The organism is Maritalea mobilis (genome assembly GCF_004363175.1).
GTDB classification, from domain to species: Bacteria; Pseudomonadota; Alphaproteobacteria; order Rhizobiales; family Devosiaceae; genus Maritalea; species Maritalea mobilis.
On record NZ_SNYR01000002.1, the window covers coordinates 650615 to 668066 of the forward strand.

Here is a 17452-nt window from a genome sequence, read left to right on the forward strand (position 1 = left end):
CCCAAATCTACACTTGAAATTGTTAGTGAACTGCTAACCAAAACCAAAACTTGCAAGTTTTTTTGATTGTTATTGAAAGCGTTGGTTAGGAAATGCGGGTTAGGCTGAACTTCTATTTAATCGGGGGATAGCGTATGTCCTTGGCAAAACTGGCCATTGAATTGGAAGAAACAGCCCGCCAAACAGCGGAAATGGTGGACCGGGTGAACGACGGCTTAGCCGTTTTGATGGATGAGGCCATGGGTTGCAAAATTGCACGCGAAGAGGCCATTCGGAAAATTATTGTTGGCTTGCAAATGCAAGACCGCATTCAGCAGCGTTGCGATAATATGGCAGGTGCCGCGCGGCGCATGGCTGAAATGGTTGAAATTGCTGACCGGGTGGAAGCAGAGGATGTTTGGGCTGGCCTAACTTTGGACGAGTTGCGCAAGCCGAACCTTTCTGGCGTCGCCCAGCGCAATAATGATGACATTGAGTTGTTCTAAGCAAACAACTCAAAAAACCAAATAAAGAAAAAGCCCGGCAAATTTGCCGGGCTTTTTCTTATTCAACTATCAGAACTGTTGGGTTGGGAACTTAGGCTTCTTCGCCAGTGCTGCCCACAACAGTATCCAAATCGATCAGACCCACCATGCGGTTATCATGTGTGATGATACCGTTCAGCAATTCTGCATCCATGTTTTCGCCTTCCGGCACATTGTGGATGTCATCACGCTGGATGGTCAAAATATCAGACACAGCATCAACCAGAATGCCGATCCATTTGTCGCCGACGGCCAACACAACCACCACATGGTTTTTGGTGGCTTCTGTTTTGCCTTCACCAAAGCGGGCGCGCAAATCAAAGATCGGTACGATTGTTCCGCGCAAATTGATTACGCCGCGTACATATTCGCGTGTGTTTGGCAAAGGTGTTGCCCCGTTCCATGCCCGGATTTCGCGCACGGTGGTGATTTCCACACCATATACCTGCTCGCCAATTGAAAAGGCGATCAGTTGAATTGAGTTCGCACCACCAGGCTCATGGCCGTTTTCGCTGACTTCAATTGCTTCCATATTCAGTCTCCATTTGTGCCGTTAGGCGGCGTTGCGATGATTAGAGCCTTTGAGACCCTGAACATCGACAATCAACGCAACTTGGCCATCACCAAGGATTGTACCACCAGCAATGCCATCAATACGTTCATAGTTTTCCTCTAAACTCTTAATAACTACTTGCTGCTGTCCAATAATTTCATCTACTACTAACGCAATCTTACTAGAACCGTCGGCTTCACACAGAACCACAAAGCGATCTTGTTCGGCTGCTGTGGTGTGCATTGAGAATCTTGTTGCCAAATCAGCAACTTGCACATACTCGCCGCGGATAGAGAGCAAGCGCGCGCCGCTTGGCGTTTTGCCGAAGTCTGCTTTACCCGCTTGGATTGTTTCAACGATTGAAGAGAGCGGCACCACATATGGGCACCCTGCAACGCTGACCAACATCACATCCAACACCGCCAAAGTTAACGGCAAACGCAAGGTCATGCGGGTGCCGCGACCCGGATTTGACCGCACATGAACCGAGCCGCCAATCTTTTTAATGTTGGAGAGCACCACATCCATGCCCACGCCACGGCCTGAAATGTCAGACACTTCAGTTGCGGTTGAGAAGCCAGGTGCAAAAATCAAATTGTCGATCTGCTCATCAGAAGGTGTTTGATCTGGAGGCACCACGCCACGTTCTTTGGCGATCGCCAAAACACGTTCACGGTTGATGCCCGCACCATCATCTTCAACGATGATTAAAATATTGCCACCTGCTTGTTCCGCAGAAAGGCGAATGGTGCCCTGCTCCGGCTTGCCCAAGGCAGCGCGTTTTTCTACAGATTCAACGCCGTGGTCCGCAGAGTTGCGGATCATGTGCGTGAGTGGATCAGACAATTGTTCAATAACAGTTTTGTCGATCTCAGTTTGCTCGCCCACCATCTCAAGCTTGATCTTCTTGCCGGTTTTTGAGGCAAGTTCACGCACAAGACGCGGCATACGCGAGAATACAGATTTCACTGGCTGCGCGCGGATGGCCATAACGCTATCCTGCAAGCCACGGGTGGTTTGCGCCAGCACTTCAATGCCGCGCACCAATTCTTGATATTTCTCGCGAAGCGTTTCGTCCATCTGCTGGGTGAGCATGGACTGAGTGATCACCAATTCGCCGACCATATTCACAACGCGGTCCACCTTATCCAAATCCACGCGAATGGATTGGACTGGCGCTTTTTCAGGCGCTTTCGGTGCGGCAGGCTTTGGCGTAGCAGCGGCGGCAGGTGCCGGGGCTGTAGCAGGGGTTGGCGCTGGGGCTGGTGCTTTTTCTTTCTCCGCATCCAAAAGTGCGGTCAGAGATGCATCGGCAGCTGCCTCTTCCTCTTCGCTCACCACTTCTGCGCTTGCTTCTGGCGCTGATGGTTGTTCGGCCGGCGCTTCCACTGGAGCTTCAATCTCAGGGGCACTAGCTTCCGTGGTGGCAGGAGCTTCTGGCTCATCAGCCGCATCGCCCAAACCGGAAACGCCCAATTCGCCAGCCAATGCAGCAAAGCTGATGTCGCCACCCTCAACGGGTTCATCAACAGCTGGGGTCATTTCTTCTGGCTTTACGACCACTTTGGCGCTGGCGCTGATATCGCCAACCAAGTGGGCTGCTTGTTGTTCAGAAATGCCGCCTGGCGGTGTGATTTCGATTTCACAGTCGCCTTCCACAAATTCAAATACTTCGCGAATGCGCTCTTCTGTAACGTCGTCGCCTTTAAGATAGATCGTCCATGCACAATAAGGCTGGAACGGTTCAAAATCTTGCAATGGCGGGATTGGCCGCAGATCGGCGTGCACCACTGTGTCGCCAATGATCGACATTTCACGGAACAGCAATAGCGGATCATTTGCACGCTCATAAAGCGCAGGCAGCGGGGTGAACACCACGCGCCAGCAATCGCCATAGGCCATATCTACAATGTCGTCTTCTTCATCTTGCTCAGCCATTTCGACTTGCTGATGATCACCTTCAAACACCACATCGGCATTGGCGATTTCTTCGGCCAGCGCTTCTTCATCGCTGTCATCAACATCGTCCATCAAAGCTGCATTCAAATCAGCATCCAATGGAGATTCTTCGAATTGATCGCTCTCTTCAGCAGGTTCATCCCCAACACTGACCATGACGGGGGTAAAATCGATATCAAAATCTTCGGGTTCTTCTTCTGCCCCTGCATCGTCAGCTGCGTCTGGATTGCACAAAGCATCAAACTGGCGTTTTTCGTCGGCGCCATAATCTGCGCCCAACTCGCGACCTTCTTGTGCAGCGGTTACAAAGTCTGCCACCAAATCGACAGAACGAATGCACAAGGTGGTCACATCTTCAGTGAGTTCCACCCGGCCATCGCGCACATAATCAAGCAAAGTTTCGAACGAATGGGCAAAACCAACAAGGCTTTGGAACCCGAATGCGCCAGCGCCGCCCTTGATGGAGTGAATGGCCCGAAAAACAGCGTTTAGGCGCTCAGTATCCTGATCGCCTTCCTCAATTGCGATAAATTGTTCTTCCAGCTCAATCAAGAGCTCAGAACATTCATCAAAATACGTCGCTTTAAACTCGTCTAATTCACTCATGGCCTAACCAGCCCCATTACTATTACTACTTAGTGGCTGACCTTTTTAATTACGCTCAGCAACTTATCGGGATCAAATGGCTTTACAATCCAACCTGTACCGCCAGCGGCGCGACCCTGATCGCGCTTATCTTGGCTCGTTTCCGTTGTCAGAATAAGGATTGGTAGGCTCTGAAATTTGCCAGAGGCCCGCACATTCTTGATGAATTCAATGCCGTCCATGACAGGCATATTGATATCTGTGATCACCACATCAACGGCTTCTTTTTGCAACACGTCTAGGCCTTCCTGGCCATTTTCGGCTTGCAAAACCTCATACCCGGCGCCAGCAAGCGTGTGCTGAAGCATGGCGAGGATGGTGCGGGAATCATCAACCGTGAGTACACGCATAAACCGACTATCCTTTCATATATGGTTCAAATGCGCCTTGTAGCCCGAGCGTTGAGACTGCACTTGAGAAATGTTCGCTAGGCGCGGAGAGCCGCAATTCATAATTATGCTGTCTGGCCGCCTCGCCAGCACTTAGCAGCATAAATAATGCGCTTGTGGACACGCGTTCTACATTCGAAAGTTCAATCTCTAGACTGCCAGCGTTAAGCGCATCCAGCATCTCTTCGCGCATATTGTCGACAACGCCGGTATCAGCCACGGCAGGCATTTCAATTGTCTTTAATTGAGCGTCGGCCATTCTAGCCTCTCCCCCATACACACGATTCAATCCACGCCAGTTTCGCCGCTAACTATTTAAGATTTCCTAACCATATGACGATTAGGCAAAATTATTTTTGCGAATCTCTATGAATACTGGTGATGAGCGTGGTTAATGGGGCAGTAAAAACGCCAAATTTTCGCGCGAGACCTTTGCAATGCTAGCGGGCTGCCAGTTTGGCGCATTGTCTTTATCGACCAATACCGCCCGCACACCTTCTGCAAAATCCGGCTGGCCCACAATGTAGCGCGCCAACTCGCTTTCCAGCGCAAACTGCTCGCCTACTTCGTTGATCGAGGCAGCGCGCTGAACGAGCAGAAATGATGAAACAAGCGATGTGGGACTGCCCGCGACAAGGGCAGCATGTAGCTTTTGCGCCTTTTCGTCATCCGCTTGACCTAAACCATCAATGATTGCTTGCAGATCGGCTTGCTCAAACAGGGTTTTGTGCTGATCCGCCCATGCGACAAAGGGGGCTTCTGCAGGATTTTGCGCGAGGGCCGAAAGCATCGTCTTCGCCGAGGCAAGTGGGTCTGTCTCGTCAGCACAGGGGGCTAAAAGCTCAGGGATTTTGTCCCAATCTTTTTCGGCGATCAAAATGTCTGACAGATTGAGCGCCATGGCATCGGCAGGACCGACTAAGTCCCCCGTCAGCAAAAAGGCGACCCGTTGATGGAACGGCGCAGCCTTGACCAAATGATTGACTGCCACATCAGTGAAAAAGCCGATCGACTTTTCCGGCATGGCGAAGCGCGCCCCCTCGCGCACGAGGCGCAATTGCGCGTGGCCGGAAAGGCCGATGCCGCCGCCCATCACAATGCCATGCTGCATGGACACAATTGGAATGTTCGATTTGGCAATGCGCTGATAAAGGGCATATTCACGGTCGAAGAAGGCGGTTGCGCCGTCGACCCCGTCGGCGAGCAATGCGGACCGCACTGCCTTTACATCGCCACCAGCACAAAACCCTTTCTCACCTTCGCCTGACAATAGGATGAGGGAGACAGATTGATCTTCTTCCCATTGGGTCAATTGGGCGGTGATTGCATCAATCATATCCAGATCAAGAGAATTGAGCGCTTTGGGGCGGTTTAGTTTAATCTCACCCAGCTTACCGCGTTGCGCAAAAAGAACTTTTTGATCTGACATATGGTTTTTACCTTTTTTAGCTTTGATGTTGCGCCTAACATGATGCTTGTTATGCAAGCAGCTTATTGAGGATGTCAAAATATGTCGATTGTGCGCAGCAAAAAAGAACTTGAAACAATTTATAGCGGCGTATCTGACGCATCTTTGGTGAAAGAAATCGACTTTTTAAGCGCTGGCTATCAGGCATTTGTCACCCACTCGCCTTTTGTTATTCTCTCAACTATTGGCCCCGAGGGCACCGATGCCAGCCCGCGTGGCGACAAGGCCGGATTTGTGCGGATTGAAACACCACGCACGCTGTTGATGCCAGATCGGCGGGGGAATAACCGCATCGATAGTTTGCGCAATATTGTGCGCGATCCGCGCTGTAGTTTTATGTTTATGGTGCCGGGCAATGGCAATGTGTTGCGGGTAAATGGACGCGCCGAAATCGACATTGATGAAGCACTTTGCACCAGCTTTGAGATGGAAGGCAAAGCCCCGCGCAGCGTGATCCGCCTCCACATTGAAAAGGCCTATTTTCAGTGCGCGCGTGCCATTATGCGAGCAGAGCTTTGGAATGCCCACACGGCACCAGAACTGCCCACCCCTGGCCAGATGATGAAAGAAATTACCGAAGGCGCTTTTGACGGCGACAGTTACGACAAAGAATGGCCAGAACGCGCAAAAACAAGCATGTGGTAAGCACTCAATTTATGTAACTATCTTCATGTAGCGCGTTCAGGAACGCCGCTAAATTTAAAAAGAGTTTTCTTCCTAAAAGAAGAAATTCACCCTCAAGGTAAGTATAACTGACCTAAAATTCGTATAGTCGAGAACTTTTTTCACAGGGTGAAAATCATCGCCCTATTCGCACGATGAATACAAGTGTTCATGAAAAAAGTCTTGGAATCCGGCAGATAATTGGCTGGACCAATTTATCTATTCTTGATCAAGCATGTAGAAAATTGATCAAACCAATTCATCATCATAAATTTATTCTTGAAAATCGCCGAAAGTACGCTACGCTCAATCCAAAATAAAAAAATCTGGGGGGAAGAGCGATTAAGCCGGTATTAGATGTTACTGACTTAAGAACTGTGTTCCATACTCAAGACGGCACGGTGCACGCGGTAAACGGCATCAGCTTTTATCTTGAGGAAGGTGAGTTATTAAGCGTAGTGGGGGAGAGCGGCTCTGGTAAGAGTGTGACCATGATGTCGCTGTTGAAATTGTTGCCGATACCACCAGCAGAAATTGTTGCTGGTACGGTGGAATTTGATGGTAAAAATCTCCTAGAGTTAGACCCTGAAGAACTGCGGCAAATCCGCGGTGGCGATATTGGGTTTATTTTCCAAGATCCAATGACTTCGTTGAACCCCGTGTTCAATGTTGGCTTCCAGATTATGGAGCCATTGCAAGAGCATTTGGGACTTTCCAAAAAAGAGGCGCGCAAGCGCGCCATTGAGCTTTTAGAACTGGTTGGGATTCCCGGCGCGGCGGACCGACTAAATGATTATCCTCACCAGTTTTCAGGTGGCATGCGCCAAAGGGTGATGATTGCCATTGCTCTGGCGTGTGACCCCAAAATTTTGATTGCGGATGAGCCGACAACTGCGCTGGATGTGACCATTCAGGCGCAAATTATCGAGTTGGTGAAAAAGCTGCGGCAAAAGCTTGGCATGGCGATTGTATGGATCACCCACGATTTGGGCGTTGCCGCCGGCATTTCTGACCGCATCATGGTGATGTATGCCGGTTTTGTGGTGGAACACGCCAAGGTGAAAGACCTTTATAAGCGTCCATTGCACCCTTACACACGCGCCTTGTTGGCAACCCTGCCCACTGAAGATGATGAAGGCGAAGACCGGTTGAAATCTATTTCCGGTCTGCCCCCATCACTTTACGAATATCCAACCGCCTGCCCATTTGCACCTCGGTGTGAATTTGCCTTTGAGCGGTGCCAGAAAGAGAACCCGCTTCTGATGGAAATGGGCGATGGTCACCAAGTGGCCTGCTGGTGGGACGTGGAAAAGGGAGAGCCACGATGACCAAACATGATCAAGTGTTGGTGAAAGCCGACAATGTGAAGGTGCACTTCCCTATCCATAAAGGGATTTTCAGAAAGCAAGTTGGCTCCGTGAAGGCGGTTGACGGCTTGACCTTTGAAATTCGCAAAGGGGAAACCCTTGGCCTTGTGGGCGAAAGTGGCTGTGGCAAATCCACAGCGGGCCGTGCCATGCTGCGCCTTTATGAACTGACCGAAGGGCAATTGGATTTTGAAGGCGTGGATATTGCCAGCCTTGACCCGCACGCGCTGCGCGATATGCGCCCGCGCATGCAAATGATTTTCCAAGACCCGCAAGCCTGTTTGAACCCGCGCATGACCGTTGGGTCCATTATTGCGGAGCCCTTGGACGAGCACACCAACATGTCCACTGCCGAAAAACGCGAAAAGGTGAAAACCCTTTTGGATGCGGTGGGCATGAACCGGGATTATGTGAACCGCTATCCGCACGAATTTTCTGGCGGTCAGCGGCAACGTATCGGCATTGCCCGGGCCTTGGCGCTTGATCCAGACTTTATTGTTTGTGACGAGCCAATTGCGGCGCTTGACGTTTCAATTCAGGCGCAGGTTGTGAACCTACTTCAAGATATTCAGGAACGGATGGGGCTAACCTATTTGTTCATCTCTCACGATTTGAGCATGGTGCGCCATATCGCTGACCGAGTGGCTGTGATGTATTTGGGCAAAATTGTTGAGTTGGCGGAAAAGCGCGATCTCTACAAAACCCCAAAACACCCTTACACGCAGGCGCTTTTGTCGGCTGTTCCGGTGCCTGATCCAGATATTGAAGCCAAGCGGGAACATATTGTGCTGAAGGGCGATGTGCCCAGCCCAGCCAACCCACCCAAAGGCTGTAATTTTTGCACGCGCTGCCCGATTGCGATTGATAAATGTCGCACAGAGGAACCGGAATTGCGCGAGCTTAAAACGGGCCAATTTGTGGCCTGCCATCTGGCGGAATAATTCGCCAGAAACCATTTCTGGCCGGGTTTAGCCCGGTCGGGGAAATCCCCAGCTTTCGGGCTGGGCGTTCGTCGCCCTCAAAATAACAAGAAAGAGGGAGCGAGCTCTTAACCAGGAGGAAATAATGCGTAAACTTAAAACTCTGATTATGGCTACTGCTGCGGCGTCTACGTTCGCAACAGCTGCTTTGGCAGAGCGCGGTTCTGACGGAAACCTGAACATTGCCTATTGGCAGGCGGTTTCTATTTTGAATCCATATCTGTCAGGCGGCACCAAGGATATCGAAGCCTCATCTTTGATCTTGGATCCTTTGGCCAACTATCGCCCAGATGGTTCAATGGAACCAGCTTTGGCGACAGAAATTCCGACCATTGAAAATGGCGGCGTTTCAGAAGATTTGAAATCTATCACTTGGAAGTTGCGGGATGACGTTGTTTGGTCAGACGGCACACCATTTACTTCAGCCGACGTTGTGTTCTCAGCAAATTACTGCTTGGACCCAGAAGGCGGCTGTAACGCAGCATCAAACTTTGCTGATGTTGAAAGCGTTGAAGCGGTTGATGAGCACACTGTGAAAATCAACTTCTCAGTGGCTAAGCCATTCCCATATGGCCCATTTGTTGGCGCAACAGCACCTGTTATCCAAGAAGCACAATTCAAGGATTGCATGGGCGCGAAAGCACCAGAATGTACTGAAGCTAACTTTGGCCCAATCGGCACTGGCCCGTTTGTTGTGGACGAGTTCCGCGCGAACGACGTTGTGACCTATAAAGCCAACGAAAACTACCGTGATCCAGCACAGCCTGCGTTTGCAACTGTTGTGTTGAAAGGCGGCGGCGACAGTGCAGCAACCACACGCTCAGTGCTTGAAACAGGCGAGTTTGACTATGCTTGGAACGTTCAGGTTGAGCCAGAAGTACTTGACCAAATGATGGCTGCTGGTAAAGGCGAAATCATTTCTGCGTTCGGCACATCAGTTGAGCGTTTGATGGTTCAATTGACCAACCCAGACCCAGCATTGGGCGACAAGCGCGCAACAATCGAAGGTGGGCCACACCCATTCTTGAGCGATAAAGCTGTGCGTCAGGCCCTTTCAATGGCCATCGACCGGGATATCTTGGTTGAAGTTGGCTATGGTCCAAACGGCCAAGTGACATGTAACGTTTTGCCTGCACCTGAAATCTATGCCTCAACAGCAAATGATGCATGTAAAACACAGGACGTTGAAGGCGCGAAAGCGCTGCTTGACGAAGCTGGCTGGGTGCCAGGTTCAGATGGCATTCGTGAAAAAGACGGCGTTCGCTTGTCTATCCTTTACCAAACATCCACCAACTCTGTTCGCCAAGGCACACAAGCTTTGATCAAGCAGATGTGGCAGGAAATTGGTGTTGAAACAGAGCTACGCAACATCGACGCTGGCGTGTTCTTCGGTGGTGACCAATCTTCACCAGACACATTCCAGAAGTTCTTTGCTGACATCGAAATGTACACCAACAACTTCGATGGTACTGACCCCGAAGCCTATATGGGCAACTGGGTATGCTCAGAAATTCCTTCACCAGCCAACCAGTGGATCGGCAACAACATGCCTCGCTTCTGCTCAGAAGAGTATAACGCTTTGAGCGCAGAAATGGGCAAGACAGCTTCAATCGAGAAGCGTGCCGAATTGGCGAAGAAGATGAACGACATGCTGATGCAGGAATATGTGATTATTCCATTGATCCACCGTGGTCGCGTATCTGCAGCGTCTAACACACTTGGCAATGTTGTGCTGAACCCATGGGATTCAGAATTGGCATTCGCTGAAGAGTGGACACGTCTTGACTAATCAAACTGATGGGGCGCGCTTGGCGCGCTCCATCCTTCCCAATTTTGGGCAATAATATAGTGTTGGGGAACTTTCATGCTGAATTACACCCTTAGGCGTTTGCTCTTTGCGATCCCTACCCTGTTGGTGATCAGCTTCATTATCTTCGTGATATTGGACCTTGCGCCGGGGGATCCGACCGGCAATCTGCCACTGACCATTCCTGCCGAAGTGCGCGCGAAAATCCGCGAAAGCCTTGGCGTTGGTGAACCGATCCACATCGCCTATTTCAAATGGCTACGGGGCTTTTTCGTCTATGAGCCGCTGCATTGGCTAGATCAAATTGGCATCACCATTGGCGACCCTTCTGAACGGGCGCGGATTATTTCTTATGCCACACGTGGCCCCGTGTTCGATTTGATCATGGAACGCATTCCACAAACATTGTGGGTGGTTGGCCTTTCTTACGTGTTTGGCATTCTGATCGCTGTGCCGATCGGGGTGATTTCAGCCTATAAACAATATTCATGGTTCGACCAGTTGGGGACATTTATCTCCATGGTGGGCTTCTCTGTTCCAACTTTCTTCACCGGCCTGTTGATGATTGTGATCTTCTCGGTGCAATTGCAATGGTTCCCATCGGTTTATGACACCACATTGGAAGTGAACAGTTGGGACACCTTTATGCTGCAAGTGCGGCAGATGGTGATGCCTGTAACCGTGTTGGCACTTTATAACGCTTCGCAAATCTCTCGCTTTATGCGTGCTTCCATGCTTGATAATCTGACGCAAGATTATGTGCGCACGGCACGCGCCAAAGGCATGGCCGAAAAAGTGGTGGTGCTGACCCATGTGTTGCGCAACTCACTTATTCCGGTTGTGACGGTAATTGCATTGGGCATTCCCACCATCTTCTCAGGCGCGATCATCACCGAGCAGATTTTCCGGGTGAACGGCCTTGGCCAATTGTTGATTATTGGCATTCAGGGCAGTGACTTCCCACTTGTGCAAACATTGACCTTTATTTTCGCCATTCTGATTGTGCTGTTCAATCTGATTGCAGACGTGATTTATGGCATTCTCGACCCAAGGATCCGCTATGACTGATCAGGCAGCAACCACAGCATTGGGCCGGCCACAGCGCTCGCTTTGGGGCGATGTGATCCGCCAATTCTTAAAGCATAAGGGCGGCGTGGCCGGACTGGTCATTTTTCTCTTCATCGTTTTTGCGGTGGTGTTTGGCCCTTATATTCACACGATTGATCCGCAATATCTTGATATTCGGAACAAGAATTTGGGGCCAACATGGGAACACCCTATGGGTACCGACAATTTGGGGCGTGACGGGCTGGCACAAGTGCTCAGCGGCGGACGCGTTTCGCTGGCGGTGGGCATTGCCGCCATGGCACTCTCCTTGTTGCTGGGCACATTGATCGGCATTTTGGCGGGCTTTTTCCGCAAGTTGGATGGGCCGTTGATGCGAACCACCGACTTGTTCCTGGCGCTGCCAATTTTGCCCCTCTTGCTGGTGATCATCCTGTTGTTCCGCGACACATTGCGCTCAGCCTTTGGGCCGGAAACCGGCATCTTTTTGCTGATTGTATTTGTGATCGGCATCACCAGTTGGATGAACACCGCACGGATTGTGCGTGGTGAAGTGCTGGCGGTGAAAGAACGCGAATTTGTGTTGGCCGCCCGCTCCATCGGCACGGGCTCACTCAAAACAATTGGACGGCATATTTTCCCCAACGTTTTGAGCCCGGTTATGGTGTCAGCCACATTGGGCATTGCCAATGCGATCATCACCGAAAGCGCGCTGAGCTTTTTGGGCCTTGGCTTCCCATCTGACTTCCCGACTTGGGGCCGTCTACTTTATGATGGTGCGAACTTTATGACCCTTAATCCGGCGCGTGTAATTTGGCCTGGTTTGGCCATCTCCCTCACCGTGTTGAGCGTCAATTATATTGGCGATGGTGTGCGCGACGCGCTGGACCCACGTATTCGTGGCCGGTAAACACCACTTATCTTGAATTGAAAGCGGCGCCATTTCAGGCGCCGTTTTCATTTAAATGTGGGTTAAACACCGCCTTTTCCCTTGACTTGAAAGGGATTCTCCATCATAACCGCCATCGAATTGAAGCGTAGCTGGGGACAGTTGCGCCTATTTTCATTGGAAAAACTGCAGCTTAAGGCTTTCAGGTTTGCCTGAATAAAGTCCGGAAATCCGGCGCCGCACAGCGCGTGACAACACAAAGGCCGTTGAACGCCTTTTGAAAGGAAAGAATATGTTTGCTGTGATTAAGACAGGCGGCAAGCAGTATAAAGTTGCTGCTGATGACGTCTTGACGATTGAAAAACTAACCGCCGAAGCTGGCGACACCGTAACATTTGATGAAGTGTTGATGGTTGGCGCAGAAGGCGACGTGACAATCGGTTCACCTTTGGTTGAAGGTGCTTCTGTTGTTGCTGAGTTGGTTGAGCAAAAGCGCGATAAAAAGGTGATCATCTTCAAAAAGAAGCGTCGCCAAAACTATCGTCGTAAAAACGGTCACCGTCAGCATTTGAGCGTTGTGCGCATCACTGACATTTTGACCGGTGGCGCAAAGCCAAAGGCAACAAAGAAAGCTGCACCTAAAAAAGAGGCAGCGAAAACCGAAGCACCTGCTGCTAAAGCAGATGCACAAGACGATTTGAAATTGATCTCTGGTGTTGGCCCAGCATTGGAAAAGAAATTGCACGCAGCTGGCGTGACTTCTTTGAAACAAGTGGCCGAGTTCACCAAAGAAGACATTGAACGCATTGATGCAGAGCTGAACTTTAAAGGCCGCATTGAACGCGAAGATTGGATTGGCCAAGCCAAAGAAATGCTGGCTGGCAAGTAAGTTATAGGAGACTGACAAATGGCACATAAAAAAGCAGGCGGTTCATCCCGTAACGGTCGTGATTCAGCTGGTCGTCGTCTCGGCGTGAAGAAATTTGGTGGCGAGCACGTAGTGCCTGGCAACATTCTCGTGCGTCAACGCGGCACAAAATGGAATCCAGGTGAAAATGTGGGTCTTGGCAAAGACCACACAATTTATGCGCTTGTGGAAGGCAAAGTGACCTTCTCAACACGTCGCAACAACAAGACTTTTGTATCTGTGATGCCACAAGAGGCAGCAGAATAACGGCGGTTCACATATCATCCGCCGGTTTAACCAAACCCCGGCGGATCAGATGACACGCTAAAGCTTCAAAGTTTTAAAGGGGATTGGTGAAAACCGGTCCCCTTTTTGTTTGGAGCAATAAAATGACTAAATCAGTTTTGAAAACCACTCTTCCTTCAACCATCCGTTCTAAACGTTTGGTGATGCGTCCGCTTGGCGGTCAGGATGTGGCGCAACTGGTGGTGCTCGCAAACAATAAGAAAATCGCAGATGTGTTGGCGCGGTTGCCGCACCCTTATACCGACGATGACGCCCATTATTTTATTAATTTGGCCAATTCAGACGGGGAAGAAAAAGTGTGGGCCATCACCCTTGATGACGCACTTGTTGGTGTGTGTGGCCTCACCTTCAGCGCTGAAACGCCAGCCCCTGAACTTGGATATTGGTTAGGGGAACCCTTTTGGGGCCAAGGTATTGGTTCTGAAGCGATTTCCGCTTTGTTGAACGCGGTGAAAGAAACGGAAAATGGGGCGGAACTTTTCGCCCGTTGTCTCGTTTCCAACAAGGCTTCTGCAGCATTGCTCGCCAAGTGCGGCTTTGTGCACCAGAAGACTCTCACCGAAGATTGCGGCCGACATGCCGACAAGGAAATGCACCATTTCCTGTTCAACCACAAAGACGAGCGGATAGATCATGACTTACATTGAAACGAAGAACCTATTGCTGCGTCCGGTTGAAATTGGGGATGCGGCGAACCTTGCCGAGGCGTTGAACGATTTTGAAATTGCCCGGAACCTGAAAAATGTGCCCACCCCCTGCCGGCCAAAAGATGTTTTGGCGTGGTTGGGCCGGACTGTGCATGATCGCTCGCGCGACAATATCGCCTTTATCGTTGAAGTGGAGCCCATGAAACTGGGCGGTTTGATCGATTTTGGCAAAACAGATCGCGGCGTAAATGTCGGCTATTGGCTGAAAAAGCAATATTGGGGCAAAGGCCATATGAGCGAAGCGATGCACGCTGCGCTTGATTGGTATTTCTTGGAAGATGATCGGGACTTTATTGTTTCTGACATCTTTGAAGACAATTTTGCTTCACGTCGCTTGCAGGCCAAACTGGGTTTTGAAGAAGTAGGCACCTGCCAATTCAATTGCCAAACCCGCGGCGAAACCGTGACCGCTGTGGACACAGTTTTAACCCGGCAAGCCTATTGGAACCTTCGGAGAGAACGCCATGCTGAAATTAGCCACTGATCGATTGTATATGCGTCCTCCACAAATGGATGATGCGGCGGTGATTACTGCTGCATTGTCCCACTATGAGGTGGCAAAGAATTTGGCGTTTGTGCCGCATCCTTATGCGTTAGAAGATGCTGTTGTTTGGTTGGAGAAGCAGCCCGCATTGGCACATCCTTATGATCAGAAGTTCGCGATTTTTACCCATGAGGATGAATTTTGCGGCATGACGGGTTTTACCCATAAGGGTGATTTGCCCTCACTTGGCTATTATTTGCACCCGGATGCTTGGGGCAAAGGGGTGATGACCGAGGCCAATTGGGCGCTGATCAAATGGCTGTTTGATGGGCCCGGTGCGCCTAAAATTGTGTCCGGCGTGTTCGATTATAATGTGGCCTCGTTTAGGGTGCAGCAAAAGCTGGGCTTTCAAACGGTCGGCCAGTCCGTTATGCAATCCCTTGCACAAAACAAAGAATTCGCGCATATCGATACAGAACTGACAAAGGATGCGTTTGAAAAAGCCGCGCCAAACCTGGCGGCCTTGCGTAACGAGACATGAAATTTCTAGACCAAGCAAAAATCTTTATTAAGTCGGGCAATGGCGGCGCTGGCGCTGTTTCTTTTCGCCGCGAAAAATATGTCGAATTCGGTGGGCCGGATGGCGGCAGCGGCGGACGCGGCGGCGACATCATCATCAAATGTGTCGACGGGCTAAACACGCTGATCGATTATCGCTACCAGCAGCATTTTAAAGCTGGCACCGGCACCCACGGCATGGGCCGGCAACGCACCGGCGCTGATGGCAAAGACATTATTTTGAAGGTGCCTGTGGGCACGCAGATTTTTGCTGAAGATAATGAAACGCTTTTGGCGGACTTCACCGAAATTGGCCAAGAGATGGTGTTGTTGAAAGGCGGCAATGGCGGCTTTGGCAATATGCATTTTAAAAACTCCACCAACCAAGCACCGCGCCACGCCAACCCTGGCCTTGCGGGCGAGGAAATGTGGATTTGGTTGCGGCTGAAGCTGATTGCGGATGCAGGTTTGGTGGGCTTGCCCAATGCGGGCAAATCGACTTTCTTGGCCTCGGTGACCGCGGCTAAGCCGAAAATCGCGGATTATCCGTTTACCACCCTGCACCCGAATTTGGGCGTGGTGAAAATCGGCAACCGCGAATTTGTGATGGCAGATATTCCCGGCTTGATTGAAGGGGCGCATGAAGGCGCAGGCATTGGCGATAGATTTTTGGGCCATATCGAACGCACCCGCACCATTGTGCACTTGATTGATGGCACGCAAGAAGATGTTGTGGATGCTTACACAACCATTCGCGGCGAGCTTGAAGCCTATGGCCATGGGCTGGCGGAGAAGCACGAAATTTTGGCGCTAAACAAAGCTGACGCGCTGACCGAAGAAGAGCTTGCGGAAAAGAAGCTGGCGCTTGAGGCGGCAGCTGGCAAAAAGGTGCATGTGATTTCTGCGGTGGCGGGCCAAGATGTGGACAAGGTGCTGTTTGAAGTGCTGGGCCAGTTGGACGACGCCAAGGAAGCTGAGCTGGCCGCTGAAGAAGAGGATAATGCGCCTTGGACCCCCTAGGCTAGGCGCCTTTTAGGACATTCATTTATGGCAGATGCGTTTCGTGATTTTTTCGGGTTTAAGCGCCTGACGATCAAAATTGGCTCTGCCCTTTTGGTGGATGCGGAAAGCGGCGCACTGCGCAAAGCCTGGCTGGAAAGCCTTGCCGCCGACATCGCCACCTTGAAAGCCAATGGCGTTGAAATTGTGATCGTGTCCTCTGGCGCGATTTCGCTGGGCCGTCGCCTTTTGGGGCTTGATGCCACCACCCTGCCACTCGATCAAAGCCAAGCCGCTGCTGCCGTGGGGCAGATCGCACTGTCCCAAGCCTTCCGAGATATTTTGCACACGCACAATATTGTAGCCGGGCAAATTTTGGTGACGCCAAACATCACCGAACAAAGACGGCATTTTTTGAATGCCAAAACCACCATGAATACGCTGTTGGATTTGGGCGCGGTGCCAATCATCAATGAGAATGACAGCGTGGCGACGTCGGAAATTCGGTATGGCGATAATGATCGGCTGAGCGCACGCGTGGCCACGATGGTGGAAAGTGACGGGCTGATCATCTTTTCTGATGTGGATGGGCTTTACACAGCGCCACCACATCTTGATCCCGCCGCAGAATTTTTACCCCGCATAGAGCGCATTACGCCCGAAATTGAAGCGATGGCAGGCGGGGCGGCCAGCCATTTGTCGCGCGGTGGTATGCGCACCAAAATTGAAGCCGCAAAGATGGCGGTGCATGCTGGCACGGCGATGATTATCGCCAAGGGCGCGGTAGATCATCCGTTGCGGGCGCTGGCCGAGGGTGGTCGACATAGCTTTTTTGTGCCCGCGAGCACCAAACGTGCGGCGCGGAAAAACTGGATCATGTCTGCCCTGCCCGCTGGACGCGTCACCATTGATGCAGGCGCGGGACAAGCGCTGATTAAAGGCACCAGCCTGCTGCCCATTGGCGTGACCCAAATTGAGGGGGCATTTGGACGCGGAGACGCTATTTCCATTTTCGACCCAAGTGGGGTAGAAGTTGCGCGCGGTCTTTCTAATTTTGATGCGGCGGACGCGCAGATGGTGCTGGGCAAACGCTCGGATCAGATTGCAGATATTTTAGGGCCAGTCTCGCGCACTGAATTGGTGCACCGGGATAATCTGGTTGTGTTGGAGGCAAGTTGAACG

19 protein-coding genes are annotated in these 17452 nt (G+C 51.0%); 14 read left to right on the plus strand and 5 right to left on the minus strand.

What is annotated here, in order from left to right; all coding sequences use genetic code 11:
• Positions 1 to 134: 134 nt before the first annotated feature.
• Positions 135 to 485 carry a hypothetical protein gene (locus ATL17_RS10970; RefSeq protein ID WP_133572836.1) on the plus strand — a complete coding sequence of 117 codons (351 nt, stop codon included), beginning with the start codon at positions 135 to 137 and terminating at the stop codon, positions 483 to 485.
• A gap of 91 nt (positions 486 to 576) precedes the next feature.
• Here ATL17_RS10970 and ATL17_RS10975 read toward each other — a convergent pair whose 3' ends face one another.
• The 5 genes from ATL17_RS10975 to ATL17_RS10995 form a co-directional block, all read right to left on the minus strand.
• Positions 577 to 1056 (minus strand): chemotaxis protein CheW, encoded by a 480-nt coding sequence (locus ATL17_RS10975; protein ID WP_133572837.1) that lies wholly within the window; start codon positions 1054 to 1056, stop codon positions 577 to 579.
• 21 nt (positions 1057 to 1077) lie between these two features.
• On the minus strand, positions 1078 to 3642 hold the full coding sequence (locus ATL17_RS10980) for a chemotaxis protein CheA (protein WP_133572838.1): 2565 nt from the start codon (positions 3640 to 3642) through the stop codon (positions 1078 to 1080).
• A 29-nt stretch (positions 3643 to 3671) separates the two neighbouring features.
• Complete coding sequence (locus ATL17_RS10985; protein WP_133572839.1) at positions 3672 to 4031, minus strand: response regulator; 360 nt, start codon at positions 4029 to 4031, stop codon at positions 3672 to 3674.
• 7 nt (positions 4032 to 4038) lie between these two features.
• On the minus strand, positions 4039 to 4329 hold the full coding sequence (locus ATL17_RS10990; RefSeq protein WP_133572840.1) for an STAS domain-containing protein: 291 nt from the start codon (positions 4327 to 4329) through the stop codon (positions 4039 to 4041).
• Between the two features lie 132 nt (positions 4330 to 4461).
• On the minus strand, positions 4462 to 5499 hold the full coding sequence (locus ATL17_RS10995) for an enoyl-CoA hydratase/isomerase family protein (RefSeq protein WP_133572841.1): 1038 nt from the start codon (positions 5497 to 5499) through the stop codon (positions 4462 to 4464).
• Positions 5500 to 5580: 81 nt separating this feature from the next.
• Here ATL17_RS10995 and ATL17_RS11000 point away from each other — a divergent pair, with 81 nt between their 5' ends.
• The 13 genes from ATL17_RS11000 (at position 5581) to proB (ending at position 17449) form a co-directional block, all read left to right on the plus strand.
• Positions 5581 to 6183 carry a pyridoxamine 5'-phosphate oxidase family protein gene (locus tag ATL17_RS11000; RefSeq protein WP_133572842.1) on the plus strand — a complete coding sequence of 201 codons (603 nt, stop codon included), beginning with the start codon at positions 5581 to 5583 and terminating at the stop codon, positions 6181 to 6183.
• A 395-nt stretch (positions 6184 to 6578) separates the two neighbouring features.
• Positions 6579 to 7529: an ABC transporter ATP-binding protein gene (locus ATL17_RS11005; RefSeq protein ID WP_246028688.1), complete on the plus strand. Its 951-nt coding sequence runs from the start codon at positions 6579 to 6581 to the stop codon at positions 7527 to 7529.
• Positions 7526 to 8509, plus strand: coding sequence for an ABC transporter ATP-binding protein (locus ATL17_RS11010; protein WP_133572844.1), 984 nt, complete (start codon positions 7526 to 7528; stop codon positions 8507 to 8509). Before ATL17_RS11005 ends, ATL17_RS11010 begins: the two co-directional genes overlap by 4 nt.
• Before the next feature lie 124 nt (positions 8510 to 8633).
• On the plus strand, positions 8634 to 10337 hold the full coding sequence (locus tag ATL17_RS11015; RefSeq protein ID WP_133572845.1) for a peptide ABC transporter substrate-binding protein: 1704 nt from the start codon (positions 8634 to 8636) through the stop codon (positions 10335 to 10337).
• A 75-nt stretch (positions 10338 to 10412) separates the two neighbouring features.
• Complete coding sequence (locus tag ATL17_RS11020) at positions 10413 to 11423, plus strand: ABC transporter permease (RefSeq protein ID WP_133572846.1); 1011 nt, start codon at positions 10413 to 10415, stop codon at positions 11421 to 11423.
• Positions 11416 to 12330: an ABC transporter permease gene (locus ATL17_RS11025; protein ID WP_133572847.1), complete on the plus strand. Its 915-nt coding sequence runs from the start codon at positions 11416 to 11418 to the stop codon at positions 12328 to 12330. The genes ATL17_RS11020 and ATL17_RS11025 overlap by 8 nt, the downstream gene beginning before the upstream one ends.
• Before the next feature lie 271 nt (positions 12331 to 12601).
• Positions 12602 to 13198 (plus strand): 50S ribosomal protein L21, encoded by a 597-nt coding sequence (gene rplU / locus ATL17_RS11030; protein ID WP_133572848.1) that lies wholly within the window; start codon positions 12602 to 12604, stop codon positions 13196 to 13198.
• Positions 13199 to 13216: 18 nt separating this feature from the next.
• Complete coding sequence (rpmA, locus tag ATL17_RS11035; protein ID WP_133572849.1) at positions 13217 to 13483, plus strand: 50S ribosomal protein L27; 267 nt, start codon at positions 13217 to 13219, stop codon at positions 13481 to 13483.
• 122 nt (positions 13484 to 13605) lie between these two features.
• The gene (locus ATL17_RS11040) at positions 13606 to 14169 is read left to right on the plus strand and encodes a GNAT family N-acetyltransferase (RefSeq protein WP_133572850.1); all 564 of its coding nucleotides are present in this window, start codon (positions 13606 to 13608) and stop codon (positions 14167 to 14169) included.
• A complete protein-coding gene (locus ATL17_RS11045; RefSeq protein WP_133572851.1) occupies positions 14156 to 14713 on the plus strand; it encodes a GNAT family N-acetyltransferase in 558 nt (185 codons plus the stop codon). The genes ATL17_RS11040 and ATL17_RS11045 overlap by 14 nt, the downstream gene beginning before the upstream one ends.
• Positions 14694 to 15254 carry a GNAT family N-acetyltransferase gene (locus ATL17_RS11050; RefSeq protein ID WP_133572852.1) on the plus strand — a complete coding sequence of 187 codons (561 nt, stop codon included), beginning with the start codon at positions 14694 to 14696 and terminating at the stop codon, positions 15252 to 15254. The genes ATL17_RS11045 and ATL17_RS11050 overlap by 20 nt, the downstream gene beginning before the upstream one ends.
• Complete coding sequence (gene obgE / locus ATL17_RS11055) at positions 15251 to 16291, plus strand: GTPase ObgE (RefSeq protein ID WP_133572853.1); 1041 nt, start codon at positions 15251 to 15253, stop codon at positions 16289 to 16291. The genes ATL17_RS11050 and obgE overlap by 4 nt, the downstream gene beginning before the upstream one ends.
• A 27-nt stretch (positions 16292 to 16318) precedes the next feature.
• Positions 16319 to 17449, plus strand: a complete 1131-nt coding sequence (gene proB / locus ATL17_RS11060; protein WP_133572854.1) for a glutamate 5-kinase — start codon at positions 16319 to 16321, stop codon at positions 17447 to 17449.
• Positions 17450 to 17452 lie beyond the last annotated feature (3 nt).

Excerpts from the sequence above, each read along its gene's own strand:
- proB (WP_133572854.1), top strand. The coding sequence starts at position 16,319 with ATGGCAGATGCGTTTCGTGATTTTTTCGGGTTTAAGCGCCTGACGATC.
- rpmA (WP_133572849.1), top strand. The coding sequence starts at position 13,217 with ATGGCACATAAAAAAGCAGGCGGTTCATCCCGTAACGGTCGTGATTCA.
- ATL17_RS11020 (WP_133572846.1), top strand. The coding sequence starts at position 10,413 with ATGCTGAATTACACCCTTAGGCGTTTGCTCTTTGCGATCCCTACCCTG.
- ATL17_RS10970 (WP_133572836.1), top strand. The coding sequence starts at position 135 with ATGTCCTTGGCAAAACTGGCCATTGAATTGGAAGAAACAGCCCGCCAA.
- obgE (WP_133572853.1), top strand. The coding sequence starts at position 15,251 with ATGAAATTTCTAGACCAAGCAAAAATCTTTATTAAGTCGGGCAATGGC.
- ATL17_RS11050 (WP_133572852.1), top strand. The coding sequence starts at position 14,694 with ATGCTGAAATTAGCCACTGATCGATTGTATATGCGTCCTCCACAAATG.
- rplU (WP_133572848.1), top strand. The coding sequence starts at position 12,602 with ATGTTTGCTGTGATTAAGACAGGCGGCAAGCAGTATAAAGTTGCTGCT.
- ATL17_RS10975 (WP_133572837.1), bottom strand. The coding sequence starts at position 1,056 with ATGGAAGCAATTGAAGTCAGCGAAAACGGCCATGAGCCTGGTGGTGCG.
- ATL17_RS10985 (WP_133572839.1), bottom strand. The coding sequence starts at position 4,031 with ATGCGTGTACTCACGGTTGATGATTCCCGCACCATCCTCGCCATGCTT.
- ATL17_RS10980 (WP_133572838.1), bottom strand. The coding sequence starts at position 3,642 with ATGAGTGAATTAGACGAGTTTAAAGCGACGTATTTTGATGAATGTTCT.
- ATL17_RS11015 (WP_133572845.1), top strand. The coding sequence starts at position 8,634 with ATGCGTAAACTTAAAACTCTGATTATGGCTACTGCTGCGGCGTCTACG.
- ATL17_RS11000 (WP_133572842.1), top strand. The coding sequence starts at position 5,581 with ATGTCGATTGTGCGCAGCAAAAAAGAACTTGAAACAATTTATAGCGGC.
- ATL17_RS11040 (WP_133572850.1), top strand. The coding sequence starts at position 13,606 with ATGACTAAATCAGTTTTGAAAACCACTCTTCCTTCAACCATCCGTTCT.
- ATL17_RS11025 (WP_133572847.1), top strand. The coding sequence starts at position 11,416 with ATGACTGATCAGGCAGCAACCACAGCATTGGGCCGGCCACAGCGCTCG.
- ATL17_RS11010 (WP_133572844.1), top strand. The coding sequence starts at position 7,526 with ATGACCAAACATGATCAAGTGTTGGTGAAAGCCGACAATGTGAAGGTG.
- ATL17_RS11045 (WP_133572851.1), top strand. The coding sequence starts at position 14,156 with ATGACTTACATTGAAACGAAGAACCTATTGCTGCGTCCGGTTGAAATT.
- ATL17_RS10995 (WP_133572841.1), bottom strand. The coding sequence starts at position 5,499 with ATGTCAGATCAAAAAGTTCTTTTTGCGCAACGCGGTAAGCTGGGTGAG.
- ATL17_RS10990 (WP_133572840.1), bottom strand. The coding sequence starts at position 4,329 with ATGGCCGACGCTCAATTAAAGACAATTGAAATGCCTGCCGTGGCTGAT.